22 protein-coding genes and 2 pseudogenes are annotated in these 26,514 nt (G+C 71.9%); 9 read left to right on the top strand and 15 right to left on the bottom strand.

Annotated features, from left to right (window positions below; genetic code table 11):
• Positions 1 to 2,208 (top strand): 1,4-alpha-glucan branching enzyme (gene glgB, locus E6P78_RS10900; RefSeq protein ID WP_136203335.1); only part of this gene is annotated, 2,208 nt, incomplete at its 5' end.
• A 69-nt stretch (positions 2,209 to 2,277) separates the two neighbouring features.
• On the opposite strand, the gene trxA is transcribed toward glgB, so the two are convergent.
• From trxA to E6P78_RS10885, 3 genes are read right to left on the bottom strand one after another with little or no spacing between them, the layout of a single operon-like run.
• The gene (gene trxA / locus E6P78_RS10895; protein WP_136203334.1) at positions 2,278 to 2,610 is read right to left on the bottom strand and encodes a thioredoxin; all 333 of its coding nucleotides are present in this window, start codon (positions 2,608 to 2,610) and stop codon (positions 2,278 to 2,280) included.
• Between the two features lie 3 nt (positions 2,611 to 2,613).
• Positions 2,614 to 3,018, bottom strand: coding sequence for a MerR family transcriptional regulator (locus E6P78_RS10890; RefSeq protein ID WP_136203333.1), 405 nt, complete (start codon positions 3,016 to 3,018; stop codon positions 2,614 to 2,616).
• Positions 3,019 to 3,077: 59 nt separating this feature from the next.
• On the bottom strand, positions 3,078 to 4,478 hold the full coding sequence (locus E6P78_RS10885) for a cation:dicarboxylase symporter family transporter (protein ID WP_136203357.1): 1,401 nt from the start codon (positions 4,476 to 4,478) through the stop codon (positions 3,078 to 3,080).
• A gap of 136 nt (positions 4,479 to 4,614) precedes the next feature.
• Between E6P78_RS10885 and E6P78_RS10880 the strand changes: the two genes are divergently transcribed.
• Together E6P78_RS10880 and E6P78_RS10875 are read left to right on the top strand one after the other, a co-directional pair.
• Complete coding sequence (locus E6P78_RS10880; RefSeq protein WP_136203332.1) at positions 4,615 to 6,270, top strand: ATP-binding protein; 1,656 nt, start codon at positions 4,615 to 4,617, stop codon at positions 6,268 to 6,270.
• Positions 6,267 to 6,941, top strand: coding sequence for a response regulator (locus E6P78_RS10875; protein ID WP_136203331.1), 675 nt, complete (start codon positions 6,267 to 6,269; stop codon positions 6,939 to 6,941). The genes E6P78_RS10880 and E6P78_RS10875 overlap by 4 nt, the downstream gene beginning before the upstream one ends.
• Before the next feature lie 422 nt (positions 6,942 to 7,363).
• On the opposite strand, the pseudogene E6P78_RS10865 reads toward E6P78_RS10875, so the two are convergent.
• Positions 7,364 to 7,609: pseudogene (locus E6P78_RS10865) on the bottom strand (transcriptional regulator); the annotation flags it as partial.
• A gap of 270 nt (positions 7,610 to 7,879) precedes the next feature.
• On the opposite strand from E6P78_RS10865, the gene E6P78_RS10860 reads away from it, so the two are divergent.
• Complete coding sequence (locus E6P78_RS10860) at positions 7,880 to 8,509, top strand: helix-turn-helix transcriptional regulator (RefSeq protein WP_136203356.1); 630 nt, start codon at positions 7,880 to 7,882, stop codon at positions 8,507 to 8,509.
• Between the two features lie 48 nt (positions 8,510 to 8,557).
• Here the strand turns inward: E6P78_RS10860 and E6P78_RS10855 are convergent, their stop codons facing one another.
• A complete protein-coding gene (locus E6P78_RS10855) occupies positions 8,558 to 9,583 on the bottom strand; it encodes an ATP-dependent 6-phosphofructokinase (RefSeq protein ID WP_136203329.1) in 1,026 nt (341 codons plus the stop codon).
• A gap of 262 nt (positions 9,584 to 9,845) precedes the next feature.
• Here E6P78_RS10855 and pta point away from each other — a divergent pair, with 262 nt between their 5' ends.
• The 3 genes from pta to pyk all read left to right on the top strand — a co-directional run bounded on the left by pta (position 9,846) and on the right by pyk (position 14,702).
• On the top strand, positions 9,846 to 11,948 hold the full coding sequence (gene pta, locus E6P78_RS10850; RefSeq protein ID WP_136203328.1) for a phosphate acetyltransferase: 2,103 nt from the start codon (positions 9,846 to 9,848) through the stop codon (positions 11,946 to 11,948).
• 5 nt (positions 11,949 to 11,953) lie between these two features.
• Positions 11,954 to 13,198 carry an acetate kinase gene (locus E6P78_RS10845; RefSeq protein ID WP_136203327.1) on the top strand — a complete coding sequence of 415 codons (1,245 nt, stop codon included), beginning with the start codon at positions 11,954 to 11,956 and terminating at the stop codon, positions 13,196 to 13,198.
• A 73-nt stretch (positions 13,199 to 13,271) separates the two neighbouring features.
• Positions 13,272 to 14,702: a pyruvate kinase gene (gene pyk / locus E6P78_RS10840; protein WP_136203326.1), complete on the top strand. Its 1,431-nt coding sequence runs from the start codon at positions 13,272 to 13,274 to the stop codon at positions 14,700 to 14,702.
• 78 nt (positions 14,703 to 14,780) lie between these two features.
• Here pyk and E6P78_RS10835 read toward each other — a convergent pair whose 3' ends face one another.
• From E6P78_RS10835 to E6P78_RS10815, 4 genes are all read right to left on the bottom strand, one after another.
• Positions 14,781 to 16,226: a hypothetical protein gene (locus E6P78_RS10835; protein ID WP_136203325.1), complete on the bottom strand. Its 1,446-nt coding sequence runs from the start codon at positions 16,224 to 16,226 to the stop codon at positions 14,781 to 14,783.
• Complete coding sequence (locus E6P78_RS10830) at positions 16,216 to 16,791, bottom strand: DUF6114 domain-containing protein (RefSeq protein ID WP_136203324.1); 576 nt, start codon at positions 16,789 to 16,791, stop codon at positions 16,216 to 16,218. Before E6P78_RS10830 ends, E6P78_RS10835 begins: the two co-directional genes overlap by 11 nt.
• A 96-nt stretch (positions 16,792 to 16,887) precedes the next feature.
• Positions 16,888 to 17,559: a DUF6230 family protein gene (locus E6P78_RS10825; protein WP_240799134.1), complete on the bottom strand. Its 672-nt coding sequence runs from the start codon at positions 17,557 to 17,559 to the stop codon at positions 16,888 to 16,890.
• Positions 17,560 to 18,186: 627 nt separating this feature from the next.
• Entirely contained in the window at positions 18,187 to 19,161 is a 975-nt protein-coding gene (locus E6P78_RS10815; protein ID WP_168712594.1) for a tetratricopeptide repeat protein, read from the bottom strand.
• Between the two features lie 317 nt (positions 19,162 to 19,478).
• Between E6P78_RS10815 and E6P78_RS10810 the strand changes: the two genes are divergently transcribed.
• Complete coding sequence (locus E6P78_RS10810; protein WP_136203323.1) at positions 19,479 to 20,108, top strand: TetR/AcrR family transcriptional regulator; 630 nt, start codon at positions 19,479 to 19,481, stop codon at positions 20,106 to 20,108.
• A 27-nt stretch (positions 20,109 to 20,135) separates the two neighbouring features.
• On the opposite strand, the gene E6P78_RS10805 is transcribed toward E6P78_RS10810, so the two are convergent.
• The 4 genes from E6P78_RS10805 to E6P78_RS10790 all read right to left on the bottom strand — a co-directional run bounded on the left by E6P78_RS10805 (position 20,136) and on the right by E6P78_RS10790 (position 24,495).
• Entirely contained in the window at positions 20,136 to 21,836 is a 1,701-nt protein-coding gene (locus E6P78_RS10805) for a methylmalonyl-CoA mutase family protein (protein WP_136203322.1), read from the bottom strand.
• 79 nt (positions 21,837 to 21,915) lie between these two features.
• The gene (locus E6P78_RS10800; RefSeq protein WP_136203321.1) at positions 21,916 to 22,251 is read right to left on the bottom strand and encodes a DUF3817 domain-containing protein; all 336 of its coding nucleotides are present in this window, start codon (positions 22,249 to 22,251) and stop codon (positions 21,916 to 21,918) included.
• A gap of 65 nt (positions 22,252 to 22,316) precedes the next feature.
• The gene (locus E6P78_RS10795) at positions 22,317 to 22,826 is read right to left on the bottom strand and encodes a MarR family transcriptional regulator (protein ID WP_026171455.1); all 510 of its coding nucleotides are present in this window, start codon (positions 22,824 to 22,826) and stop codon (positions 22,317 to 22,319) included.
• A 10-nt stretch (positions 22,827 to 22,836) separates the two neighbouring features.
• The gene (locus tag E6P78_RS10790; RefSeq protein ID WP_136203320.1) at positions 22,837 to 24,495 is read right to left on the bottom strand and encodes an MFS transporter; all 1,659 of its coding nucleotides are present in this window, start codon (positions 24,493 to 24,495) and stop codon (positions 22,837 to 22,839) included.
• A gap of 73 nt (positions 24,496 to 24,568) precedes the next feature.
• On the opposite strand from E6P78_RS10790, the gene E6P78_RS10785 reads away from it, so the two are divergent.
• A complete protein-coding gene (locus E6P78_RS10785; protein ID WP_136203319.1) occupies positions 24,569 to 25,552 on the top strand; it encodes a DUF5937 family protein in 984 nt (327 codons plus the stop codon).
• Between the two features lie 57 nt (positions 25,553 to 25,609).
• On the opposite strand, the pseudogene E6P78_RS10780 reads toward E6P78_RS10785, so the two are convergent.
• Together E6P78_RS10780 and E6P78_RS10775 are read right to left on the bottom strand one after the other, a co-directional pair.
• Positions 25,610 to 25,941 (bottom strand): annotated as a pseudogene (locus E6P78_RS10780) (thiamine-binding protein).
• The gene (locus tag E6P78_RS10775) at positions 25,938 to 26,288 is read right to left on the bottom strand and encodes a DUF3817 domain-containing protein (protein WP_018550081.1); all 351 of its coding nucleotides are present in this window, start codon (positions 26,286 to 26,288) and stop codon (positions 25,938 to 25,940) included. Before E6P78_RS10775 ends, E6P78_RS10780 begins: the two are co-directional and overlap by 4 nt.
• Between the last annotated feature and the right edge of the window lie 226 nt (positions 26,289 to 26,514).

Here is a 26,514-nt window from a genome sequence, read left to right as displayed (position 1 = left end):
CCGCCCCGCCCCCGCCGCGCCGGCGGCCAGGGCCCGCGCCCGGCCGGTCCGCTGGACGCCGGGGACCGGGGCCGGCTCCTGGCTGGCGAGCACCACGCCCCGCACGGCCTGCTGGGCGCGCACCAGGTGCGCGGCGGGGTGGAGATCCGGGTGCTGCGCCCGTTCGCCCGGTCCGTCACCGTGCTCGCCAAGGGGCTGCGGGCGCCGCTGCACGACGACGGGGACGGGCTGTTCTCCGGTCTCCTGCCGGTGCCGGCGGTCCCGGAGTACCGGCTGCTGGTGGCGTACGACGACAACGAGATCGAGATCCACGACCCGTACCGCTTCCTGCCCGCGCTCGGGGAACTGGATCTGCACCTGATCGGTGAGGGCCGGCACGAGGAGCTGTGGACCGCGCTCGGTGCCCGGCCGATGGAGCACCAGGGCGTGGCCGGGACGCGGTTCACGGTGTGGGCGCCCAACGCCCGGGGCGTCCGGGTCTGCGGTGACTTCAACTACTGGGACGGCACGGGCTTCCCGATGCGGTCGCTCGGCTCGACCGGGGTGTGGGAGCTGTTCCTGCCCGGGATCGGGGAGGGCGCGCTGTACAAGTTCGACGTCTGCCGCCCGGACGGTTCGCACACGATGCGCGCCGACCCGATGGCCCGCCACACCGAGGTGCCGCCGGCCAACGCCTCGGTCGTGACGGCCTCGCACCACGTCTGGCAGGACCAGGAGTGGATGGCGAAGCGCGGGAACGTACCCGTGCACGAGGCGCCGTTCTCGGTGTACGAGGTGCACCTGGCGTCCTGGCGGCCCGGTCTGACCTACCGGCAGCTCGCGGAGCAACTCCCGGCCTACGTAAGGGACCTGGGCTTCACGCATGTGGAGCTGATGCCGGTCTCCGAGCACCCCTTCGGGGGCTCCTGGGGCTATCAGGTGACCGGCTTCTACGCCCCGACCTCCCGGATGGGTTCGCCGGACGACTTCCGCTTCCTGGTCGACGCGCTGCACCGGGCCGGGATCGGCGTCATCGTGGACTGGGTGCCGGCGCACTTCCCGCGCGACGACTGGGCGCTCGCGGAGTTCGACGGCCGCCCGCTGTACGAGCACGCGGACCCGAGGCGGGCCGCGCACCCGGACTGGGGCACGCTGGAGTTCGACTACGGGCGGACCGAGGTGCGCAACTTCCTGGTCGCCAACGCCACGTACTGGTGCGAGGAGTTCCACATCGACGGGCTGCGGGTGGACGCGGTCGCCTCGATGCTCTACCTCGACTACTCGCGCGAGGAGGGCGACTGGTCGCCGAACGAGTTCGGCGGGCGGGAGAACCTGGACGCGGTGGCCTTCCTCCAGGAGATGAACGCCACGGTCTACCGCCGCAATCCGGGCGTCGTGACCATCGCCGAGGAGTCGACCGCCTGGGACGGGGTGACCCGGGCCACCGACCACGGCGGTCTGGGCTTCGGCCTGAAGTGGAACATGGGGTGGATGCACGACTCGCTGGTGTACGTCTCCAAGGAGCCGGTGCACCGCAAGTACCACCACAACGAGATGACGTTCTCGATGGTGTACGCGTACAGCGAGAACTACGTGCTGCCGATCTCGCACGACGAGGTGGTGCACGGCAAGCGGGCGCTGGTCAGCAAGATGCCCGGTGACTGGTGGCAGCAGCGCGCCAACCACCGCGCCTACCTCGGTTTCATGTGGGCCCACCCCGGCAAGCAACTCCTGTTCATGGGCCAGGAGTTCGCCCAGGGCGCGGAGTGGTCGGAGGGGCACGGCCCGGACTGGTGGCTGCTGGACCCCTCGTACGCGGCGGAGAGCGACCACCGCGGGGTGCGGACGCTGGTGAGCGATCTGAACAGGGTGTACGGGGCGACGCCCGCGCTCTGGCAGCGCGACACCCTGCCGGAGGGCTTCGCCTGGGTGGACGGGGGTGCGGCGGAGGACAACGTGTTCGCGTTCCTGCGCCACGACGCGAAGGGCGCGCCGCTGCTGGCCGTCTGCAACTTCTCGCCGGTGGTGCGGCACGACTACCGCGTCGGGGTGCCGGAGGGCCCCCGGGCGTGGGAGGAGGTCCTGAACACGGACGCGGACCGCTACGGTGGCAGCAATGTGCTCAACGACGCGCCGCTGAAGCCGGAGGCCGTACCGGCGCACGGCAGGGCGTCGAGCGTGACGCCGACGCTGCCGCCGCTGGCGACGGTGTGGTTCAAGCCCGCGTGACGGGGTGACGGGGTGACGGGGTGACGGACCGAGGGGCGGTGGCCGGGTGGCCCCCGCCCCTCGGTCTGCTCAGAGCACGTCTTCCAGTTCCTGGAGGAGCCGCCGCTTCGGGCGGGCGCCCACCATGGCCTTCACCGGTTCGCCCGCCCGGAACACCATCAGCGTGGGCATCGACAGGACGCCGTAGCGGGCGGTGATCCCCGGGTTGTGATCGACGTCGATCTGGACGATGCGGAGCCGTTCGCCCTCCTCCTGGGCGATGGCGCCCAGGACGGGGGCGAGCTGGCGGCAGGGTCCGCACCAGTCGGCGGTGAACTCCACCAGGACGGGCCGCCCCTCCTCCAGCACCTCGGCGTCGAAGGTCTCGTCGGTGACCTCGTCGACACCCGTTACGTGGATCATCTGTCATCCTCCCAGTTCGCAGCGTGGTTCGGGGCCGCCGGGCAGTTCGGCGGAGGCCTCCAGCTCGGCGCGGGCCAGCTGGGCGCCCACCTCCGCGCGGACCGTCCGCAACTGCTCGATGAGCGCGTCGAGCTCGTCGAGCTTGCGCCGGTAGACGGCGAGCGAGCCGGGGCAGGCGTCCCCGGCGGGGTGCCCCGCCCGCAGGCACTCCACGAAGGGGCGGGTCTCCTCCAGGTCGAACCCGAAGTCCTGGAGGGTCCGGATCTGCTGAATCAGCCGCAGGTCGCCCTCGTCGTACGTGCGGTAGCCGTTCACCGCCCGCCGCGCGGGCAGCAGCCCGCGCGACTCGTAGTAGCGCAGCGTCCGCGTCGTCGTCCCGGCCCGTTCGGCCAGCTCCCCGATTCGCATACCGCGACCGTAATCCTTGACGTCGGCGTCAAGGCAAGGGAGGAATGCGGGGGCGGCCGTCAGACCTTCGCCGGCTCGGGCGTCTCCTCGTGGCCGCCGTCCCGAACGTCGTTGCCGCCGCCCCGGGCCTCGGGGACGGTGTGCGGCTCGGCGGGGCCCTCGTCGTTGAGCATCTTCTCGTCGAAGGGGAGCGCGCCGGAGAGGACCCGGTCGGCGCGCTCGCGGTCGATCTCCTTGGTCCAGGTGCCGACGAGGACCGTGGCCACCGCGTTGCCCGCGAAGTTCGTCAGGGCGCGGGCCTCGCTCATGAAGCGGTCGATGCCGACGATCAGGCCGACGCCGTCGACCAGCTCCGGGCGGTGCGACTGGAGGCCGCCGGCGAGGGTGGCGAGGCCGGCGCCGGTGACGCCCGCCGCGCCCTTGGAGGCGATCACCATGAAGACCAGCAGGGAGATCTGCTCGCCGATGCTCAGCGGGTCGCCCGTCGCGTTGGCGATGAACAGCGAGGCCATCGTGAGGTAGATGGCGGTGCCGTCCAGGTTGAAGGAGTAGCCGGTCGGCACGGTGATGCCGACGACGGGCTTGCTGACGCCCATGTGCTCCATCTTCGCGATCAGCCGGGGCAGGGCCGACTCGGAGGAGGACGTGGAGAGGATCAGCAGGAACTCACGGCCGAGGTACTTCAGCAGGGAGAAGATGTTGAGCCCGGCCACCAGGCGCAGGATCGCGCCCAGTACGAGGAAGACGAAGAGCGCGCAGGTGACGTAGAAGCCGACCATGATCATCGCGAGGGACTTCAGCGCGTCCACGCCGGTCTCCCCCACCACCGCGGCCATGGCGCCGAACGCGCCGACCGGGGCCGCCCACATGATCATGGCGAGGATGCGGAAGACGAGGCGCTGGATGTGCCCGATGCCGCGCAGCACGGGCTCGCCCGCCGAACCCAGGGCCTGGAGCGCGAAGCCGGCGAGCAGGGCGATGAGCAGGGTCTGGAGGACCTCGCCCTCGGTGAAGGCGGACACGATGGTGGTCGGGATGATGCCCAGCAGGAAGTCCGTGGTGGACTCGCCGGCCCCCGAGACCTGCTTCTCGCCGGCGGCGCGGACCGCCTCGGTGATGTGGAGGCCGGAACCGGGCTCCAGGAGGTTGCCGACGACCAGGCCGATGGCCAGCGCGACGGTCGACATCACCAGGAAGTAGCCGAGGGCGAGCCCGCCGACGGCACCGACCTTGGCGGCCTTGCGGACCGAGCCGACGCCCAGCACGATCGTGCAGAAGATGATGGGCGAGATCATCATCTTGATCAGGTTCACGAACCCGGTGCCGACGGGCTTGAGCTCGACGGCGGCGTCGGGAGCGACGAAGCCCACGAGGATGCCGAGGCCCACCGCCACGATCACGGCGAGATACAGGTATTTCGTACGGTCCGGCTTCGTACGGTCCGGCTCGGCGGCGGCCACTGCCACGGGGGTCTCCTCGGGTCATCCTTTTCCCGCCCCCGTCCCTGGGGGTCCCGGCGACTATCCCGCCCGCTGTGACGCCGGTCACCCTTACGTGCATTTCGTTCACACGTTTTCGGCCAGGCACACTGTGGCCATGCGTTTCCCCCGTACCCGTCCGCGCAGTCTGGCCGGTCAGCTGTTCGCGATGCAGGTGGTGCTGGTGGCGGCCGTGGTCGCGGGGTGCGCGTTCTTCGCGTACGTCTCGGGCCGGAGCCAGGCGGAGGAGACGGCGACGCGACAGGTGCGGGCGGTGGCCGTCGCGGTGGCCGGATCGCCGTCGGTACGCGAGGCGATCCGCACCCCGGACCCGTCGGCCGCGCTCCAGCCGTACGCGGAGCGGGTGCGCGAGGACACCGGTATCGCCTTCATCACGGTCATGAGTCCGGACCGGGTCCGCTGGACGCACCCGGTCGCCGACCGGATCGGCGAGACCTTCCTCGGGCACACCGCACGGGCGCTGCGCGGCGAGACGTTCTCGGAGACGTACACCGGCACGCTCGGCCCCTCGATCCGGGTGGTCACCCCGGTCCGCGACGGCGGCCGGATCACCGGCCTGGTCAGCGCGGGCATCACGGTGGACCGGGTCTCCTCTCAGGTGCGGGCCCAGCTGGGCGCGCTGGCGCTCGCGGCGGGCGCGGCACTCGTGCTCGGCGGCCTCGGCACGTACGTGATCAACGCCCGGCTGCGGCGGCACACGCACGGGATGAACGCGGCGGAGCTGAGCCGGATGCACGACTACCACGAGGCCACCCTGCACGCGGTGCGCGAGGGACTGCTGATGCTGGACGGCCAGCGCCGGATCGCCCTCATCAACGACGCGGGCCGGGAACTGCTCGGCCTGGCCCCGGGCACGGTCGGCCGCCGGGTCGCCGATCTCGACCTGCCGGCCCCGCTGACCGGGGCGCTGCTCGCCTCCGAGGAGCGGGTGGACGAGGTGCACCTGACGGCGGACCGGGTCATCGTCGTCAACACCCGTCCGGTGGTGGGCGGCGAGCGGCGCGGGACCGTGGTGACCCTGCGCGACCACACCGAACTCCAGGCGCTGTCCGGGGAGCTGGACTCCGAGCGCGGGTTCACCCGGGCCCTGCGCTCCCAGGCCCACGAGGCGGCGAACCGGCTGCACACGGTGGTCTCGCTGATCGAGCTGGGCCGGGCGGACGAGGCGGTGGGCTTCGCCACGGCGGAACTGGAGCTGGCCCAGGCCCTCACCGACCGGGTGGTGGGCGCGGTCGGCGAACCGGTCCTCGCGGCACTGCTGCTGGGCAAGGCGGCGCAGGCCAACGAGCGGGGCGTGGAGCTGGTACTCGCCGACGACAGCCTGATCGACGACGGCGCCCTGCCCGCGACGCTGCCCGCCCGTGATCTGGTGACCGTCCTCGGCAACCTGATCGACAACGCGGTGGACGCGGTCACGGGCCCGCAGGAGGCGGCCGTTCCCGAACAGCGCGCACCCGACGCGCCCCGGCGCGGGCGGGTCACGGTCACCGCGCTCGCCGGGGACGGTGAGCTGCTGCTGCGGGTCGCGGACAACGGGGCCGGGGTCGCCCCGGCGGACGCCGCCGAGGTGTTCCGCAGCGGCTGGTCGACGCACGGCGCCGGGCGCGGTCTCGGCCTGGCCCTGGTCCGGCAGGCCGCCCACCGGGGCGGCGGGACGGTGGCGCTGGAGCGGGGTGCGGACGGGGGCGCGGTGTTCACCGTACGGCTGCCGCTGCCCGAACGCGGCGGCGTGCGCGCGGAGGGGGCCTCGTGATCCGGGTCCTGGTCGTCGAGGACGATCCCGTCGCCGCCGACGCCCATCAGCTGTACGTAGGCCGGGTGCCGGGGTTCGCCGTGGCCGCCGTGGCGCGCTCGCGCGCCGAGGCGGTGCGGGCACTGGAGCGAACCCCGGTCGATCTGCTGCTCCTGGATCTGTACCTGCCCGACGGGCACGGCCTGCGACTGCTGCGCTCGCTGCGCGCGGCCGGTCACTCGGCGGACGTGATCGCGGTGACCTCGGCCCGCGATCTGGCCGTGGTCCGCGAAGGGGTCTCGCTGGGCGTCGTCCAGTACGTACTGAAGCCCTTCACCTTCGCCACGTTGCGCGACCGGCTCGTCCGCTACGCCGAGTTCCGCGGCGCGGCCGGAGAGGCCAGCGGCCAGGACGAGGTGGACCGGGCGCTCGCCACCCTGCGCGCCCCGGAGCCCGCCCGCCTCCCCAAGGGCCTCAGCGGTCCGACCCTGGAGGCGGTGACCCGTGTGCTGCGGGCGGCCCCGGACGGGGTGACGGCGGCGGCAGCCGGCCTGGAGCTGGGCATCTCCCGGATCACCGCACGCCGCTATCTGGAACACCTGGTGACGGTGGGGCGGGCGGTGCGCAGTCCGCAGTACGGGCAGGTCGGGCGGCCCGAGTTGCAGTACCGGTGGCGGGCCGAGGGGCGTTGACCGGGGGCCCGGGCCGTCCCGGGACCCCGTTGCCGGGACGCGGTCGCGACGGTTCGGTCCCCGACTGCGCGACCACGGAGGCCGCCACCTGCGAGGCGAACGCCAGCATCTCGGCGGCCCGCCCGCGCGACAGCCGTGCGGCGCCGCCGTCGCGGAACGCCCCGGCGTCCGCCAGCCGGCTGAGCACCGCAGCCATGAACGCGTCGCCCGCACCGATCGTGTTGACCACCTCCACCTGCACCGCGGGTGCGGATGTCCGCCCCATGTCCCGGGCGAACGCCGTACTGCCATCGGCGCCGCGGGTGAGCACCACCAGACGGTTCTCCGCGGCCGGCTGTGCGCAGATCTCCTCGGGAGCCGCACCCGGCCGGCGAGCAGGGCCGCGAGGGCGACGCCCGCGCCCAGACGCGCGCTCAGTCTGTTCAGACGCGGATGACCTGCGGCCCGAGACGCGAGTAGCGCTGTGCCTCGGCCGAAGGCAGACCCATGTCGGTGACGATGGATTCAAAGTCACCGACCTCGGCGAAGCGGCAGAAGCTCACGGCGCCGAACTTGGCGTGGGTACCGGCGAAGACCCGGCGGCGGGCGCTGCGCATGGCTCGGGCCTTCACTTCGCTCACCGCCGGATCGGGCGTGGTCAGGCCGTGCTCACGGGAGATCCCGTGGGCCCGCGGGCCGCACGGAGCCGCCACCTCCACGCCCCCTCACCGCCCCGCGGGAAACCGCTCCCGGCCCCGCGGGAAGCCTCTCCCCGCCCCGCGGGAAACCGCTTGCCACCCCGCGGGAGACCCGGAACAGGCCCTGGGAGCTTCCTACGAGCCGCTATTCCGGGCGAACACACCGTAGTCAGACCGGCTCCGGCCTCCTACGGTGGGGCCGTGCACCCCTCCCCGCCTTTCAACGCCCCCGCCGCGCGCCGCCTCCGCGAGGCCCTGGGGATGGCTCCCGGACATGTCGCCTACGGCCTCGGCGCCCAGTACGGACTACGGATCACCGCCGAGACGGTGGCCGCCTGGGAGCGCGGGCTCGCCCTCCCCACCGAGTACGAGCTCACCGCCCTCGCCGGGGTGCTGTGGTGCGCCCCGGGCGAGCTGCTGACCGCCGCGCGCAGCCTGCGCGAGCACCGGGTCTCCCGGGAGCTGGCGCCGGACGAGCTGGCCGCGCGGGTGGGGATGGCCACCCCCGCCTATCTGCGGATGGAGGAGTCGGGGCGGTGGCGGGGCAACGAGCGCCAGTCCGCCGCGCTCAGCGAGGCCCTGGAGCTGACGCCCGCCGACTTCGTGACGGCGACCGGGCGCGAGGAGGAGCTGGCCGAGCTGCTGCGCAGCGCGGTGACGACGCGCTGGCAGGCGTACACCCGGCCGGTGGCCAAGCTGGTGCCGCTGGACCGGCGCCAAATCCAGGGCGTACTGGAGCGGCTGCACGCCGACTACCAGGCGCTCATGGTCTCCACGCTCAGCTGGGGCAGCACGGGCACGGACCGGGCGGGCAACTCGGGCGAGGAGGGCCGGGCCTTCCTCGCCCGGATCGTGCCCCGGTTCTGGGAGACGGCGGACCCGCGGGAGTAACGGGAAAGGGGCCCGCGTCGCGGGCCCCTCCCCGAGAATCCGGCGCCGTCAGAAGACCGACTCGGCCTCGCGCATCCGGTCCAGCGGGACCGTCTTGAGCTGGGTGACCGCGTCGGCGAGCGGCACCATCGCGATGTCGTTGCCGCGCAGGGCGGTCATCCGGCCGAAGTCGCCGCGGTGCGCCGCCTCCACCGCGTGCCAGCCGAAGCGGGTGGCGAGCACCCTGTCGTACGCGGTCGGCGTGCCGCCGCGCTGGACGTGGCCGAGGATGACCGGCCGGGCCTCCTTGCCGAGCCGCTTCTCCAGCTCGACGGCGAGGCGGTTGCCGATGCCCTGGAAGCGCTCGTGCCCGTACTGGTCGATCTCGCCCTTGGCGTACGGCATGGAGCCCTCGGCCGGGTGCGCGCCCTCGGCGACGCAGATGACGGCGAACTTCTTGCCGCGCGCGAAGCGCTCCTCGACCATCTTGACCAGGTCGTCGACCTCGAACTTCCGCTCCGGCAGGCAGATCCCGTGCGCTCCGCCGGCCATGCCGGACTCCAGCGCGATCCAGCCCGCGTGGCGGCCCATCACCTCGACCACCATCACCCGCTGGTGGGACTCGGCGGTGGTCTTCAGACGGTCTATGGCCTCGGTCGCGACGCCCACCGCGGTGTCGAAGCCGAAGGTACGGTCGGTGGACGAGATGTCGTTGTCGATGGTCTTGGGGACCCCGACGACGGGCATCCCGGCGTCCGACAGCATCCGGGCCGCGGTGAGCGTGCCCTCGCCGCCGATCGGGATCAGCGCGTCCATCCCGTAACGCCGGCTCAGCTCGGCGCAGTTCTCGGCGGCTTCGCGCAGCCGGTCGCGCTCCAGGCGGGCCGAGCCGAGGATGGTGCCGCCGCGGGCGAGGATGCCGCTGACCGCGTTGAGGTCGAGGGGGCGGAAGTGACCGTCGAGGAGGCCCTTGAAGCCGTCCTCGAACCCGATGACCTCGTCGCCGTGGCCGACCACGGCACGGTGCGCGACCGAGCGGATCACTGCGTTCAGGCCTGGGCAGTCGCCGCCTGCGGTGAGAACTCCGATGCGCATCCTGCTGTATCTCCTGCTCGCTGGGGCCCGTCCGTTGGCATGCGGGGCGGGGGCTTCTTCCGTCTCCCCCGTACCGTGAGTCACGACGAGTGTCCCACGCCGGGCGCGCACCTCGCGCTCCCGGCCGCTCGGGGCCGCCTGCGGGGGCCTGCGGGGGGCATACGTCCGGCGGGCGGCCCCTGCGCCCCCGCGGGTATCGTCAAACGGGCGATACCACCCGAACCGGGCAAGGTACCGGACCAGAGATGACGGGAGAGCACGCGTGACGCGCAGCGTGTACGTGACCGGGATCGACCGGGGAGACGGCCGCCAGGTCGTCGATCTGGGCGTCATGGAGCTCCTGACGCGTCAGGTGGACCGGGTCGGGGTGTTCCGGCCCCTGGTCCACGACGACCCCGACCGGCTGTTCGAGCTGCTGCGGGCCCGCTACCGGCTGTCCCAGGACCCGGGCAGCGTCTACGGGATGGACTACCACGAGGCGTCCGCGATCCAGGCGGAGGAGGGTACCGACGAACTGGTCTCCCGGCTCGTCGAGCGCTTCCACCGGGTGGCCGTGGACTACGAGGTGGTGCTCGTCCTCGGCACCGACTTCGCCGCCACCCAGCTCCCCGACGAGCTGGCGCTCAACGCCCGGCTGGCCAACGAGTTCGGCGCCTCGGTGATCGCGGTGGTCGGTGGCAAGGACCAGAACGCGGAGTCGGTGCGCGCCGAGACGCGCAACGCCTACCGCGCGTACTCGGGGCTCGGCTGCGACGTCCTCGCCATGATCGTGAACCGGGTCGCCCCGGCCGACCGCGAGGCCATCGCGGACCGCCTCACCGCCACCCTGCCGGTGCCCTGCTCGGTGCTGCCGGACGAGCCCGCCCTCGCGGCGCCGACGGTCGCGCAGATCACCGCGGCGCTGGACGGCACGGTGCTGCTGGGCGACGACGCGGGTCTCGCCAGGGACGCCCTGGACTTCGTCTTCGGCGGCGCGATGCTGCCGAACCTGCTGAAGGCGCTGACCCCGGGGTGCCTGGTGGTGACGCCCGGGGACCGCTCGGACCTGGTGGTCGGCTCGCTCGCCGCGCACAGCGCCGGCACGCCGCCCATCGCGGGTGTGCTGCTGACGCTGAACGAGCGGCCCGGCGAGGAGATACTCACGCTGGCCGCACGGCTCGCACCGGGCACCCCGGTCGTCTCGGTGGCCGGCGGCTCCTTCCCCACCGCCGGGGAACTCTTCGCCCTGGAGGGCAAGCTCAACGCGGCGACCCCGCGCAAGGCGGAGACCGCGCTCGGCCTCTTCGAGCGCCATGTGGACACCGGCGCCCTCCTCGACCGGATCTCGGTCGCCCGCAGCGGCCGGGTCACGCCGATGATGTTCGAGCACGAGCTGCTGGAGCAGGCCCGCGCGGACCGCCGCCGGGTGGTGCTGCCGGAGGGCACCGAGGAGCGCGTGCTGCGGGCGGCCGACGTCCTGATGCGGCGCGACGTCTGCGACCTCACCCTGCTCGGCGACCCCGACGTCATCCGCAAGAAGGCCGCGGACCTCGGCATCGACCTGGCCGCCACCCAGCTCATCGACCCGCAGACCTCGGAGCTGCGCCAGGCGTTCGCGGAGCGGTACGCGCAGCTGCGCGCCCACCGCGGGGTGACGGTCGAGCTGGCGTACGACGTCGTCTCGGACGTCAACTACTTCGGCACCCTGATGGTCCAGGAGGGCCTGGCCGACGGCATGGTCTCCGGGGCGGTGCACTCCACGGCGGCGACCATCCGGCCGGCCTTCGAGATCATCAAGACCAAGCAGGGGGACACCTCCCAGGGCGAAGCCTCCGGAGGAGCCTCGATCGTCTCCTCGGTCTTCTTCATGTGCCTCGCCGACAAGGTGCTGGTGTACGGGGACTGCGCGGTCAACCCGGACCCGAACGCCGAGCAGCTCGCGGACATCGCCGTCCAGTCCGCCGCGACCGCCGCCCGCTTCGGCGTGGAGCCCCGGATCGCGATGCTCTCGTACTCGACGGGGACCTCGGGCACCGGCGCCGACGTCGACAAGGTGCGGGAGGCGACGGACCGGGTGCGCGAGAGCCGGCCGGACCTCAGGATCGAGGGCCCCATCCAGTACGACGCGGCGGTCGAGCCGAGCGTCGCGGCGACCAAGCTGCCCGGGTCCGAGGTCGCGGGCCAGGCGACGGTCCTGATCTTCCCGGACCTGAACACCGGCAACAACACCTACAAGGCCGTGCAGCGCTCGGCCGGCGCCGTGGCCGTCGGCCCGGTGCTCCAGGGGCTGCGCAAGCCCGTCAACGACCTGTCCCGGGGCGCGCTCGTCCAGGACATCGTCAATACCGTGGCCATTACGGCGATCCAGGCGCAGGACGAGGAGTGACCCGCATGACCACCCCGAACACCGAAGGCACGGCGGCGGCCGGGAGCCCGAGCCGGGTGCTCGTGCTCAACTCCGGCTCCTCCTCCGTGAAGTACCAGCTGCTCGACATGCGCGACCGCTCCCGGCTCGCGTCCGGGCTCGTCGAGCGGATCGGCGAGGAGACCTCCCGGCTCGTCCACACCCCGCTGGCCGGCGGCGGGGGCGGGAGCCGGGAGCGCGAGGGCCGGATCGCCGACCACGACGAGGCGCTCAGGGCGGCCGCCGACGAGTTGGCCGCGGACGGGCTCGGCCTGGACTCCCCCGACCTGGCGGCGATCGGCCACCGGGTGGTGCACGGCGGGCTCCGGTTCACCGAGCCGACCGTGATCACCGACGAGGTGCTGAAGGAGATCGAGCGCCTGGTCCCGGTGGCGCCGCTGCACAACCCGGCCAACATCACCGGCATCCGCACCGCCCAGGCCCTGCGCCCCGACCTGCCGCAGGTGGCGGTGTTCGACACGGCGTTCCACACGACGATGCCGGAGTACGCGGCGCGGTACGCGATCGACGTGGAGACGGCCGACGCGCACCGCATCCGGCGCTACGGCTTCCACGGCACCTCGCACGCGTACGTCTCCCGCAAGGCGGCCCAGCTGCTGGGCAAGGAGCCGGAGGACGTCAACGTCATCGTGCTGCACCTGGGCAACGGGGCCTCCGCCTCGGCGGTGGCGGGCGGGCGGTGCGTGGAGACGTCGATGGGGCTGACCCCCTTGGAGGGGCTGGTCATGGGTACGCGTTCTGGAGACATCGATCCGGCGGTCACCTTCCACCTCAAGCGGGTGGCGGGGATGTCGGCGGACGAGATCGACGTCCTGCTCAACAAGAAGAGCGGCCTGGTGGGGCTGTGCGGCGACAACGACATGCGGGAGATCCGGCGCCGGGTCGACGAGGGCGACACGCGTGCCGCGCTCGCCTTCGACATCTACGTCCACCGGCTGAAGAAGTACATCGGCGCCTATTCGGCGGTCCTCGGGCGGGTGGACGCGGTGGTCTTCACGGCGGGGGTCGGGGAGAACTCGGCGCCGGTGCGGGAGGCTGCGATCGCCGGTCTGGAGGAGTTCGGCCTGGTGGTGGACGCGGATCTCAACGCCGTACGGTCCGGGGTGCCGCGGCTGATCTCGCCGGATTACGCACGGGTCGCGGTCGCCGTGGTGCCGACGGACGAGGAGCTGGAGATCGCCAACCAGACCTTCGCACTGGTCGACAACTGAGCACCCCCGCGCCCCTTTGTATCTTCCACCAGCCGGAATATTCCGCAGCGAAACAAACCGATAGGATTCGCGCATGCGCCGTTCCAAAATCGTCTGCACCCTCGGCCCCGCCGTCGACTCCCATGAGCAGCTCCTCGCTCTGATCGAGGCCGGCATGAGCGTGGCCCGCTTCAACTTCAGTCACGGCTCCCACGCGGAACACCAGGGTCGTTACGACCGGGTCCGCAAGGCCGCCGCCGAGACCGGGCGGGCGGTCGGCGTGCTCGCCGACCTCCAGGGCCCGAAGATCCGCCTGGCGAAGTTCGCCGAGGGTCCGGTCGAACTGGTCCGCGGGGACGAGTTCGTCATCACCGCCGAGGACGTCCCCGGGGACAAGTCGATCTGCGGCACGACCTACAAGGGCCTGCCCGGTGACGTGACCAAGGGCGACCCGATCCTGATCAACGACGGCAACGTCGAGCTCAAGGTCGTCTCCGTCGACGGCCCCCGGGTCCACACCATCGTCATCGAGGGCGGGGTGATCTCCGACCACAAGGGCATCAACCTGCCGGGCGCGGCGGTCAACGTCCCGGCCCTGTCCGAGAAGGACGTCGACGACCTGCGCTTCGCGCTGCGGATGGGCGCCGACATGGTCGCGCTCTCCTTCGTCCGGGACGCCAACGACGTCAAGGACGTCCACAAGGTCATGGACGAGGAGGGCCGCCGCGTCCCCGTCATCGCCAAGGTGGAGAAGCCGCAGGCCGTCGAGCACATGGAGGGCGTCGTCATGGCGTTCGACGGTGTGATGGTCGCCCGTGGCGACCTCGCCGTCGAGTACCCCCTGGAGCGGGTCCCGATGGTGCAGAAGCGCCTGGTGGAGCTGTGCAGGCGCAACGCCAAGCCGGTGATCGTGGCGACCCAGATGATGGAGTCGATGATCACCAACTCCCGTCCGACCCGCGCCGAGGCGTCCGACGTCGCCAACGCGATCCTGGACGGCGCGGACGCGGTCATGCTCTCCGCGGAGTCCTCGGTCGGCGCGTACCCGATCGAGACGGTCAAGACGATGTCGAAGATCGTCGTCGCCGCCGAGGAGGAGCTGCTCTCCAAGGGCCTCCAGCCGCTGGTCCCGGGCAAGAAGCCCCGCACCCAGGGCGGCTCGGTGGCCCGCGCGGCCTGCGAGATCGCGGACTTCCTGGGCGGCGAGGCCCTGGTCGCCTTCACCAAGTCCGGTGACACCGCCCGCCGCCTCTCCCGCTACCGCGCCGCCCAGCCGATCCTGGCCTTCACCACGGACGAGTCCACCCGCAACCAGCTGGCGCTCAGCTGGGGCGTCGAGGCCCACGTCGTCCCGCACGTGGACAACACGGACGCGATGGTGGACCTGGTCGACTCGGAGCTGCTGAAGCTCGGCCGCTACAACACGGGCGACACGATGGTCATCACGGCCGGCTCACCCCCCGGCGTCCCCGGCACCACCAACATGGTCCGCGTCCACCACGTGGGCGGCCAGGACCAGGGCTGACCGGACCAGGACCGCGTACGACGACGGGCCGCACCCCGAGGGGTGCGGCCCGTTGCCGTCGTGCGGGGCGCTGCGGCGTCAGCCGGAGGCCTGGGTGAAGTAGTTGTGCAGGCCCGGGACGGTCAGCGTGCCGCCGAACTGGCCGGCCTGGGTGACCTTCACCTTGGTGAAGAAGGCGAACGGGACGTTCAGCGGGGGCGGGGTCGCCGGGCTGAAGGTGATCGGGATCAGGCCGAAGAGGTTGCCCTTCAGCTCCTCCGTGTACATCGTCACCGTGCCGTTGCGGATCGTGGACGTGGAGCCCTTCCGCGCCTGCACATGGCCGGTGACGCCCGACTGGGGGCCGACCGTCAGCTGGTGGAGGTCCTTGATGTCGATCGAGGACGCGGTGAACTTCAGCACCTTCTTCGTGCTGCCGTCGCCCTTCTGCACCTCGACGATGCCCTTGTAGTCGAGCCCGTTCAGGGTGAGCAGCGAACTCTCCAGAATCCACGGGTCGTTGGGCAGCCGGGGGATGCCCTGCTCCAGGTTGGCGTTGGCCAGGGCCTCCGGGTCCGCGGTCGGGCAGGGGAACGGCTCCTTGGCGCCGTCCGGGATGTCCTCGTCCTTCTTGGCGTCGGTGCCCTTGACGTCCTCGTCCAGCTCCTCGACCGTCGTGCCCGCCTTGCCGGCCGCCTCGCGGATGGCTTCGGCGGTCTTGTCGGCCGTGTCCTTGGCCGTGTCCTTCGCCGCGTCCGTGTCCTTCGCCGTGTCCGTGGCCTTCGCCGTGTCCGTGGCCTTCGCCGTGTCCGTGGTCTTCTCGGTGGACTTCCCGGCCGTCTTGTCCCCGGCCTTGTCCGTCGTCTCCGCGGTGGCGGACGCCGACGGCTTCGGGGACTTCGTGGTGGCGCTCGGGGACGGGCTCGCCGTCTCCTCGTCCTCCTCGTCTGGGCCCTCGAAGAGCTTCTTGAGCGCGTCGCCGAGGCCCAGCGGGTCGAGCGGGTTGGTCGTCTTGGTGGGCGAGGGGGTGGCGGCCGGAATCTCGGCCGGGGCGGAGTCGGTGCTCTTCTTCGCGGAGTCGGCGGCGGAGTTCGCGGCCGTGTCGGCGGCGGAGCCCTTGGCCGGGTCGGACGCCGAATCGGACGCCGAGTCCGTGGCGGTCGCCGAGGGGGTATCCGCCGGCTTCGAGCTCGCCTTGTCGCTCGTCTCCGGCGTCGGCTCGCTGCTCCCGCTCGCCGACGGGGACGGCGTCTTCGACGCGGAGGGCGACGGGTCGGCCGACTCGCTCGGCTCGTCGGAACGGGTCACACAGGGGCCGGGCGCGAAGGGGATGTCCGTGCTGTCGTCGGCCATCGCCAGCCTGGGGGTGAGCCCCATCCCGACGAACACCGCCGTCGGCATCGCGGCGAGCGCGAACGCCTTCTTGCCGGAGGGCATGTGCAGCTTCGTCAGCAGGGACTTCTTCGGGGCTGCGTGACGCGGCCCTCTGCGTTCCTGGAACCCGCCCTCGTCCGCGGCGTTCACCTGCTTGTCGTCACCCCGCACGATGCCTCCCGCCGTCGGCCTCGACGCTCGTGTCGTACGCCTGCTCGGGAATGCCCGCCCCGTGGAGCGCGTCCTCGGGGAGCGGCTCGTCCTTCGCGAACGAGACGGTCTCCGGGGCCTCCTCGGCGGGAGCGGCCGCGGCCTGCGCGGGCTCCTCCTCCGCCGGCGCCTCGCCCGGGGCCCACGACACGGAGAGCGCGCCGCCGAGCAGGGCGAAGATGAAGCCGATCAGGAAGCCGCCGATGTTGGCGACGGGTATGGAGATGAGGGCCAGCAGAATCGCCGCGACACCGGCGAACACGCGGACGATGCTGTGGAACCACATCGTCAGGCCCAGCGTGACGAGCAGGACACCGATGATCAGCGAACCGGCGCCGGCCGTGGTGGACATCGCCAGCGTCACGTTGCCGAGGTGCATGTTCGCGTACGGGAAGTACATGATGGGCAAGCCGCCCAGCATGGTGAACAGTCCGGCCCAGAACGGCCGGTCACCCCGCCAGGTGCGGAAGCCTCGCCGGGCGACGGAGAGGTAGTGCTCGTTCTGCCCTTGGGATTCGGGGCTCATGGAAAACAGCTCCCTGGGAACCGGTACTGCTGTGAGGAGGAGAAGGGTGGGCGGCCGGGGAACCGCTGCGTGCCCCCGACCGCCCGGGCGAGTGCCCTAGTAGCACTCGTTGACGCCCTTGGACAGCGACAGGTGCAGACCCGGCAGCTTGAACGTTCCTGCCGTGGTGGCCCACGCCTTCTGCTGCACGCCCGTCAGCTTGGCGGTCTCGGCCCGCTGCGAGAACCCGTCCGGGTTGACGTACTTCCCGCCCTTCGGCTGAACGCCCGGGTTCTCCAGATCGCCCGTGCGCACACCGATGTCGATGTTCCCGAACTCGGCGTCACCCTTGAGCTCCGAGACGTCGAGGTAGAGGCCGGTGGCATCGACCAGCTTCTTCTTCCTGGCCTCACCCGTGGCATTCCCCGGGTCACCGGCGGTGAGCCGCAGCGTCACGCTGCCCAGCCCGAACGGCAGGTTGGGGGTGACGACCGACTGGCACATCTTGGTGATGGTGGCGTGACTGAACCCGGAGACGGCCACGGCGTGCGCCTTGCCGTCCTTCGTGGGGTCGGCGCCGCCCTCGGTCGCGATGCTGCCGTACTGGACGAAGTTCTCACCGTTCAGTTCGGCGGCCGTGACCTTGAACTCCTGCCCCGACACGCTGAAGGACGCGGCGAGCGCGCCCTGGGCCAGACCGACGCCGACGGCGGCGGTGGCTATGACGCTCGGCACCATGACGACAGCGAAACGCTTCCATCTCGTGCCACCGCGAACCTGGGAACTCATATTTTTCCTCCTTCTCGGACGTACATCTCCGGTCAGGCATCCTGCCCGACCTGGGATGGGAGAAGTGCTACGTCCTCGGAAAGGAGAGCGCCCGGATACGGAGGCGTGTACCGCGTCCGAATCACCGGCGATCACCCCCGAGCGACAACCACTGGTCACGCGTATGCGCGACCTGATCGGACAGGCCCTGCCGGTCGGCAGGAACCCCCCTGTCCGGAGCCGGCGCCACTGCCACCGGCCCGCCCGGTGGGGACCCAACGGAGCCGCCGCACCGACTGGCTGCCGGACTGGCGTTATTGGACCGAGCGTGGCCGATCGTGGTCCATTCCCGGCCGTGGCACAAGGGGGCTCGTTACTCGCTAGTAACGGCCCGATAACCGGGCCACGACATGACGGCACCGAGCGGCCACACACGGTTGCGCCGAGGCGACGGACGAAAGGGAGGAAGGATGAGCGAAACGGGACAGACCACAAAGATCGATTTACTGCGAGTAACAGCCCGCGCTTTTATCAAGATTTGGTAAAGCGGAGCCCACTCTTATCGCCTGATCGCGAAAACGGCCGCGACTCCCGGGGGCAGTCGCGGCCGTGTTGTCAGATCAGAACAATCGGATCGGACCAATCGGCTCAGAACAGGACGCGTGCGAGCGCGGTGCGCGCGGCACCGACCCTCGGGTCCTCCGGGCCGATCACCTCGAAGAGGTCGAGCAGCCGCAGCCGCACCCGGTCGCGGTCGTCGCCGAACGTGCGGCGCACCGTCTCCACGAGCCGACCGAAGGCGTCCTCGACATGGCCGCCGACGAGGTCGAGGTCGGCCGCCGCCAGCTGCGCGTCCACGTCGCCCGGCTTCTCGGCACCGTCCTTGCGCACCTGCTGCGGGTCCGTCGCCTGGACCCGGGCCAGCAGCTCGGCCTGGGCGAGGCCGAGCTTGGCCTCGCTGTTGGCCGGGTCGTCGGACAGGACGTTCTTGTACGCCTGGACCGCGCCGGGGAAGTCATTGGCGTCCAGCGCCCGCGCTGCCGCCTCCAGAAGACTGTCGTACGGGCCGGGGGGAGCCGGGGCGGCCGCCTGGGCCTCGGCGCCGGCCGCCGACGGGTCGACCACGATGCCGGTGAGGCCGAAGCGCTCCTCGCCGACCTGGATCAACTGGTCCAGGGTCTGGCGGATCTGGGACTCGGGGGCCGCGCCCTGGAAGAGCGGCAGCGCCTGTCCGGCGACGACGGCGAAGACGGCGGGAATACCCTGGATGCCGAACTGCTGCATCAGCATCTGGTTGGCGTCGACGTCGACCTTGGCCAGCAGGAAGCGGCCGTTGTACTCGTGGGCCAGGCGCTCCAGGAGCGGGCCCAGCTGCTTGCACGGCTCGCACCACTCGGCCCAGAAGTCGATGACGACGGGCACTTCGGCGGAGCGCTGGAGGACGTCGCTCTCGAAGCCCGCCTCATCGACGTCGATCACGAGGGAGGAGGCGGGTACGGCCGCGGGGCCGCCCTGGCGGGCGGACTCGGCACGCGCCTGCTCCGCCTTCACCTTGGCCTCACCGGCCGCCTTCACCGCGGCGAGGTCGACGACGCCGCTCATGGACATGTTCCTAGGCTGCATACGTACATCCTCCCCCCTCGGTGCGCTGTTCCGGAAAGCGATACGCGAACCGCGCCCGTCCGCAGCCCTCGCCGGTGTGCGAGGCGCACGGACAGACACGGCCCCTGGGCCCCTGAAGACCCGGTTCGGCGCCCGGTCCCCACCCGGCGCCTGTGGCTGTCGTTCGTTCGCAGCGCGACGACGGCCGGGACCGTCGTTCTTACGCTACGACCCGTAGCGTAACTGGCCACAGGGCCTCGCGCACAGGAGAGTTCGGTGATCTGTCTCACGGCCGGAGGGGCCGGTCGGATTTACCTACTGACGGGTATGGTCACGGCATGCTCAGCCGCAGCCACCCCAAACCCGCACGATCGGGACGTCCGCGCAGCGCCGCGGCCGACGAGGCGATCCTTGAGGCGACCAGGGCCTCCCTGGTGGACCTCGGCTGGTCGAAGCTGACGATGGGCGACGTGGCGACGCGGGCGGGGGTCGCCAAGACGACCCTGTACCGCCGCTGGGCGGGCAAGAACGAGCTGGTCGTGGACGCGGTCGCGGTCCTCTTCGACGAGCTGGAGATGCCGGACCTGGGCAGCCTGGCCGCCGATGTGCAGGCGGTGGTGCTCCAGTTCGCCGCGCTGCTCGACCGGCCGGAGACCCGGACCGCTCTGATGGCGGTGGTCGCCGAGTCGACGCGGGACGAGGCGCTGCGCACCCGCATCCGGGACTCGATCGTCGACCGGCAGAAGCGCCTGGTGCTCCAGGGCCGCCGGCGGGCGCAGGAGCGCGGCGAGCTGCCCGTCGAGCCGGACGAGGCCACGGCGACGCTGACGGCCGACCTGATCTTCGATGTGATCGCCGGCGCGGTGGTGCACCGGACACTGGTGAGCGCCGAGCCCGTCGACGCCGACTGGGCCCGGCGCTTCACGCTGCTGCTGCTCGCGGGACTGGGCGCTGCCGCCGCCGGCTAGCGGCGGCAGCGGCCTGGCGTACGTACGTCAGAAGCCGGGCGGCTCCGTGTAGACGCCCCACTCGTCGCGCAGCACCCCGCAGATCTCGCCGAGGCTCGCCTCCGCGCGTACCGCGTCGAGCATCGGCGCGATCATGTTGGAGCCGTCGCGGGCGGCGGCCAGCATCGCGTCCAGCGCGGCGCGGACCCGGGCGTCGTCGCGGCCCGCCTTGCGCTCGGCCAGCTCGCGGACCTGCTCGCGCTCGACCTCGTGGCTGACCCGCAGGATCTCCAGGTCGCCGGTGACCGAGCCGTGCGCGACGTTGACGCCGACGACCCGCTTGTCACCCTTCTCCAGGGCCTGCTGGTAGCGGAAGGCGGACTCGGCGATCTCGCCGGTGAACCAGCCGTCCTCGATGCCGCGCAGGATGCCGGAGGTCATCGGCCCCACCGGGTGCTGCCCGTCGGGGTGGGAGCGGGTGCCGCGCTCCTTGATCTGCTCGAAGATCTTCTCGGCGTCGGCCTCGATGCGGTCGGTGAGCTGCTCCACGTACCAGGAACCGCCCAGCGGGTCGGCCACGTTGGCGACGCCGGTCTCCTCCATCAGCACCTGCTGGGTGCGCAGCGCGATCTCGGCGGCCTGCTCGGAGGGGAGAGCCAGGGTCTCGTCCAGGGCGTTGGTGTGCAGCGAGTTGGTGCCGCCGAGGACGGCGGACAGGGCCTCGACGGCGGTCCGTACGACGTTGTTGTACGGCTGCTGGGCGGTGAGCGAGACCCCCGCCGTCTGGGTGTGGAAGCGCAGCCACTGCGCCTTGTCGGTCTTCGCGCCGTACGTCTCCTTCATCCAGCGGGCCCAGATCCGGCGGGCGGCGCGGAACTTGGCGATCTCCTCGAAGAAGTCGAGGTGCGCGTCGAAGAAGAAGGACAGTCCGGACGCGAAGGCGTCGACGTCGAGCCCGCGGGAGAGGCCGAGCTCCACGTAGCCGAAGCCGTCGGCGAGGGTGTACGCCAGCTCCTGCGCTGCCGTCGCCCCGGCCTCGCGGATGTGGTAGCCGGAGACGGAGAGCGGCTTGTACGCGGGGATGGAGCTCGCGCAGTGCTCCATCAGGTCGCCGATGAGGCGCAGGTGGGGCTCGGGCTGGAACAGCCACTCCTTCTGCGCGATGTACTCCTTGAAGATGTCCGTCTGGAGCGTGCCGTTGAGGACGGCGGGGTCGACGCCCTGGCGTTCGGCGGCGACCAGGTACATGCAGAAGACCGGGACGGCCGGGCCGCTGATCGTCATCGACGTCGTGACGTCGCCGAGCGGGATGTCCTTGAACAGGACCTCCATGTCGGCGGCGGAGTCGATGGCGACCCCGCAGTGGCCGACCTCGCCGAGCGCGCGCGGGTCGTCGGAGTCGCGGCCCATCAGCGTCGGCATGTCGAAGGCCACGCTCAGCCCGCCGCCGCCGGCGGCCAGGATCATCTTGTAGCGCTCGTTGGTCTGCTCGGCGTTGCCGAAGCCGGCGAACTGGCGGATGGTCCAGGTGCGGCCCCGGTAGCCGGTCGGGTGGAGTCCCCGGGTGAAGGGGTACTCGCCGGGCCAGCCGATCCGCTCGAAGCCCTCGTACGCGTCCCCGGGGCGGGGGCCGTACACCGGCTCGACCGGGTCGCCCGAGAGCGTGGTGAAGTCCGCGTCACGCTTGCGGGCCTTGTCGTAACGGGCCTGCCAGCGGCGGCGGCCTTCCTCGATCGCGTCAGCGTCCATGCCACCAATTTACTAGGACGTCCTAGTAAATGTCGATGACAAACCGCCCGGCGCTTCGCGCGGGGCGGTTCGGCTGGGTTCAGACGCCGGCGGGGGCCGCGGGCGTCGCGTCCGCGAGCAGCGGCTCGACCTCGCGGACGACCTTGCGCTCGACGAAGAACGCGGCCGTCGGGATGGTGCCCGCGACGAGCACCCAGAGCAGCTTGCCCATCGGCCACTTCGCCTTGGAGCCCAGGTCGAAGGCGAAGATCAGGTAGATGATGTACAGCACGCCGTGGATCTGGGAGACGACGAGCGTCAGGCCCTCGCCCTTGTCGAAGCCGTATTTGAAGATCATGCACACGCAGAGGATCAGCAACATGACGGCGGTGACGTAAGCCATCACCCGGTATCGGGTCAGCACACTGCGTTTCATGGCATCGAGCGTAACCGGACGTCCGGGGCGATCTTGCAGCGGGCCGGGCACCGGAACCGTGTCTCTCAGATCTCCTCGAAGTCCTGCGCGGCGATGCGCAACGGCCGCAGCAGCGCGAAGATCTCGGCGCACTCCTCGGCGTCGTACACCCCGAGTCCGAACTCCATCGCGACCAGGTCGCGGGTGGCCGACTCGACCACCTCGCGGCCCTTGTCGGTGATGGAGGCGAGCGTGCCGCGGCCGTCGTTCGGGTTGGGGCGCTTGTCGACCAGGCCGGAGCGCACCAGCCGGTCCACCGTGTTGGTCACGGAGGTCGGGTGGACCATCAGCCGCTCACCGATCTTGGACATCGGCAGCTCGCCGGCCTTGGAGAAGGTGAGCAGCACCAGCGCCTCGTACCGCGCGAACGTCAGTCCGTACGGCTTGACGACGGCGTCGACCTCGGCGAGCAGGATCTGCTGCGCCCGCATGATCGAGGTGATCGCCCCCATGGACGGGACCGGGCCCCAGCGCTGCTGCCAGAGCTCGTCGGCGCGGGCGATGGGATCGAAGGGGAGACTGAGCGGCTTCGGCACGGCCACGACCTTACCCATGGGGAACTTGGCGGTCCTCCCCGTCTCGAACTTCGGTCCGATCACGGTTCGCGGGTGCGGTTCTGCGGACCTCGGCGACGAGCAGCAGCAGACACAGGGTGCCCACGACCCCGGCCCCGGCGACCACCTGATGGACGGGGAAGAACTCGGCGGCGAGCCCCGCGAGCGCCATCCCGACGCCCTGGAGCGTCATCAGTCCGGCCGTGAGCAAGGTCATGGCCCGGCCGCGCAGCTCGTCGGGTACGGCTTCGACGAACCACTGGTCGAGGCCGATGACGTACGCCGATCCGGCACCGGCCAGCACCAGCGCGACGGCAGCCAGGGCGACCCCGGGCCGCGAGCCGTACAGCACGAGGGGCAGCAGCCCGGCCGCGGCGAGCGGCAGGACGATCAGGGAGCGGGTACGGGGGCTCAGCGCGGCGCCCACGTACAGCTCGGCGGCGATGGAGCCGACCGGCATCGCGCACATCAGCAGGCCGAGCGCGGCGCTGCCCACACCGATCTCGTCGGCGTACGGGGCGGCCAGCGCCTCCGGCGCGACGACGAACACCGGGGGCAGCCAGAACAGCAGCATCAGCGCCCTGATCCGGCGATGGCCCAGCACCAGCCGGGCCCCGGCGACCGACTCCCCCAGCAGGGTGCCGCCGCCCTTGGCCGCGGTGCGGGCGGGCCGGGCGCGGGTGCCGAGGCGGAGCAGGGCTGCCGAGCACAGGAAGGTGACGACGGTGATCGTGATCGCGCCGCGCGGGGAGACCACGGCGAGCAGCAGCCCGCCCACGCCGAAGCCGGCGAGCAGGGCGCCCTGCGAGATGATCCGCAGCAGTGAGCGTCCCAGGACGAACAGGTCGCCCTCGCCCAGGATGTCGGTGAGCGCGGCCATCCTGGTCCCGGTGAAGACGGGCGAGACGGCGGCGACGAGACAGCGCAGCACGAGGAGTCCGGCGACCGGGGTGCCCGGCAGCACCATCACGGCGACGCAGCCGGCGCAGATCAGGTCGCAGGTGACCAGGACCTGGCGCGCGGGGTAGCGGTCGGCGATCCCGGCGAAGAGGGTGCCGCCGACGAGGTAGGGCAGCATCCCGAGCGCGAAGGTGAGGGCGCTGAGCAGGGGGGATGCGGTGAGGTCGTACACGAGGACGGTGAGCGCGAGTTCGCTGACGACCACTCCGAGCAGCGAGAGCAGGTGCGCGGCGAAGACGGCCCGGAACTCGCGTACGGCGAAGACGGCCCGGTAGCCGCCCGGGGCGGTGGGCGCGCCCCCGGCCGGCGCGTCTTCGGCCGGTGCGTCCCCGGCGGACGCATCTTCGGCCGGCGCGTCCCCGGCCGGCGCGTCCCCTGCGGGCGCATCTTCGGCCGGCGCCCGGAGCGCGGGCGGTCCGCCCGGGGCGGCGGGCGCGTCCCCGGCGGGCGCGTCCCCGGCCGGTGCGTCCCCTGCGGACGCATCTTCGGCCGGCGCCCGGAGCGCGGGCGGTCCGCTCGGGTCGGGGGGACCGTCGCGCTCCGGGGGCGGGGCCGGGAGAGGGGCCGGTCCTGCGGCGGGGCTCGTGGCACGCGGGTCGGGCGGCGTGGGCCCGCGCGGGGTCCGCCGGCCGCCAGGGGTGTCCGTCGCGTCGCGGGAGCCGCCCGTCGGGGGCTCGGTGTCTCTCGGCATGGACGCAGCATGCGGCAGCCCCTCACCGGGTCCGTAGACTTTCGGCTCCAACCGAATCTTTCCCGAGGCCCGTATGCCCTTCCATCTGCACTTCGACGAGAGCGATCTGCTGCGCTGCCGGTTCGCGCTCTCCCCGCTCGGGGAGACCCAGGCCGCCGTACGGGTGCTGGCCTCGCCGGAGCGGCAGGGCTATCACCTGCCGTGGCTGCGCAGAATCCGGGACGCGTCCGCCGGTCTCGATCTCGGGCCCCTGTGGCTGCTGATGAACGAGCACGGTCACAGCCCCGACTTCTTCTGCCCGCCGCCGCAGGGGCCCCTCACCTCGTTCGAGGAGGAGATCGCGGGGGTGCGGGCGGTCGACCCGGCGCTGGCGCGGGAGGACATGGCCGCGGCGTTGTCCGAGCGGCCCGGGGCCTCGGACTCCGCCGCCGGGCGCGCGTTGCTGGCCGATCCCGCGCGGGCCGTGCGGGAGCTGGCCGACCTCCTGGAGCTGGCCTGGCGGGTGCTGATCGAGCCGCACTGGCCCCGGCTGCGCGCCCTGCTCGAGGCCGATGTGGCCTACCACTCACGGCTGCTGGCGGCGGTCGGCTTCGAACGGCTGCTGGGCGAGCTGAGTCCGCAGCTGAGCTGGGCGGACTCGACCCTCACCATCGCCCGCACGTCCGGCCGGCACGCCCGGGTCCTCGGCGGACAGGGCCTCGTGCTCATGCCGTCCGTCTTCGCCTGGCCGAACGTGGTCGGCGGGTTCGACGCGCCCTGGCTGCCCGCGGTGATCTACCCGGCCCGCGGCATCGGCGGGCTGTGGACGGAGCCCGCCGACAGCACCCCGGACGCGCTCGCCCGGCTGCTCGGCCGGGTGCGGGCGGACGTCCTGTGCGCGCTGGACGAGCCGGCGGGCACCACCGCGCTCGCCCACCGGCTCGGTCTCGCCCCGTCCTCCGTGTCGGAGCACCTGTCGGTGCTGCGGGCGGCCGGCCTGCTGACCTCGCGCCGCTACGGGCACCAGGTGCTGTACGAACGGACGCCGCTGGGGATCGCGCTGGCGGTCCCGGAATGACGAGAGCCCCCGCGCCGGGCGTTCTGGAGCGGGGGCTCCGCGTACGTGCGTGCGGGGTCAGTCCGCGAGGTACCGCTCGACCGTCTCGACCTTGGAGGTCAGGCCGTCGGTGACGCCGGGGCGGACGTCCGCCTTCAGGACGAGGGAGACCCGTCCGGCGCGCGCCTCGACGGCCGCGACCGCCCGCTTGACGACGTCCTTCCCCAAGCTCTCAACTACGTTCGAGCAGGGGAGACCCCACTCTCGTCCCACTCCCCCTCGACGGAGGTGAACATCGCGTCCGTGCGGTTGGGCAGGCCGGACTCGCGGACGACCCGGACGGCGTCGGCGACGTACTCACCGACGTCCTCGCCGACGCCGAGCGGGCTGACGGAGAAGGCGACGATCATGCGCTGACCGTGCCTTCCCGGCGGGCGCGGGCCGCGATGACGCTGTCGGCCTCGTAGCGCTTGAGCACCTTGTCGCCGTACAGGCCGCCGAAGGGCAGCACGCAGAGCAGGAAGAAGAACGCGACACGCTTGAGCGGCCACTTGGTCTTCGCCCAGACGTCCAGCAGGGCCACGACGTAGATCACGAAGAGCACGCCGTGCAGCATGCCGAGCGGCATCATCAGGAAGTCGATGTCGGAGATCCGGCTGAGGACCGAACCGAAGAGGATCAGCGCGGGGAAGGACAGCGCCTCGGGAATCGAGATGAGGCGCAGCCGGTGCAGGGCGGTAGCGGTCTTGATGTCCACGGGGGCACCTTCGGTGGGAGGGTCGTGACGGCTTGTGAACGCACGCACAAGCGGCACCATTGTGACATCGAGCCCCGGCCCGCCCGGCGGCGGGGGCGGGGGCCGAGGCGGGAGCCCGTAAGAAGTACGTCCCGATTGCGTCCGGGTCCCGTACCGGATGCGTATCAGGGGCGGTCCGGGGCGGCCGATCGCACCGCCGCCCCTGTTCCGGCGGCGGTGCGTGCCG

It is taken from the genome of Streptomyces sp. A0958 (assembly GCF_004795035.1).
Lineage (GTDB): Bacteria > Actinomycetota > Actinomycetes > Streptomycetales > Streptomycetaceae > Streptomyces.
This window is presented reverse-complemented; position numbering and strand designations above follow the sequence as displayed.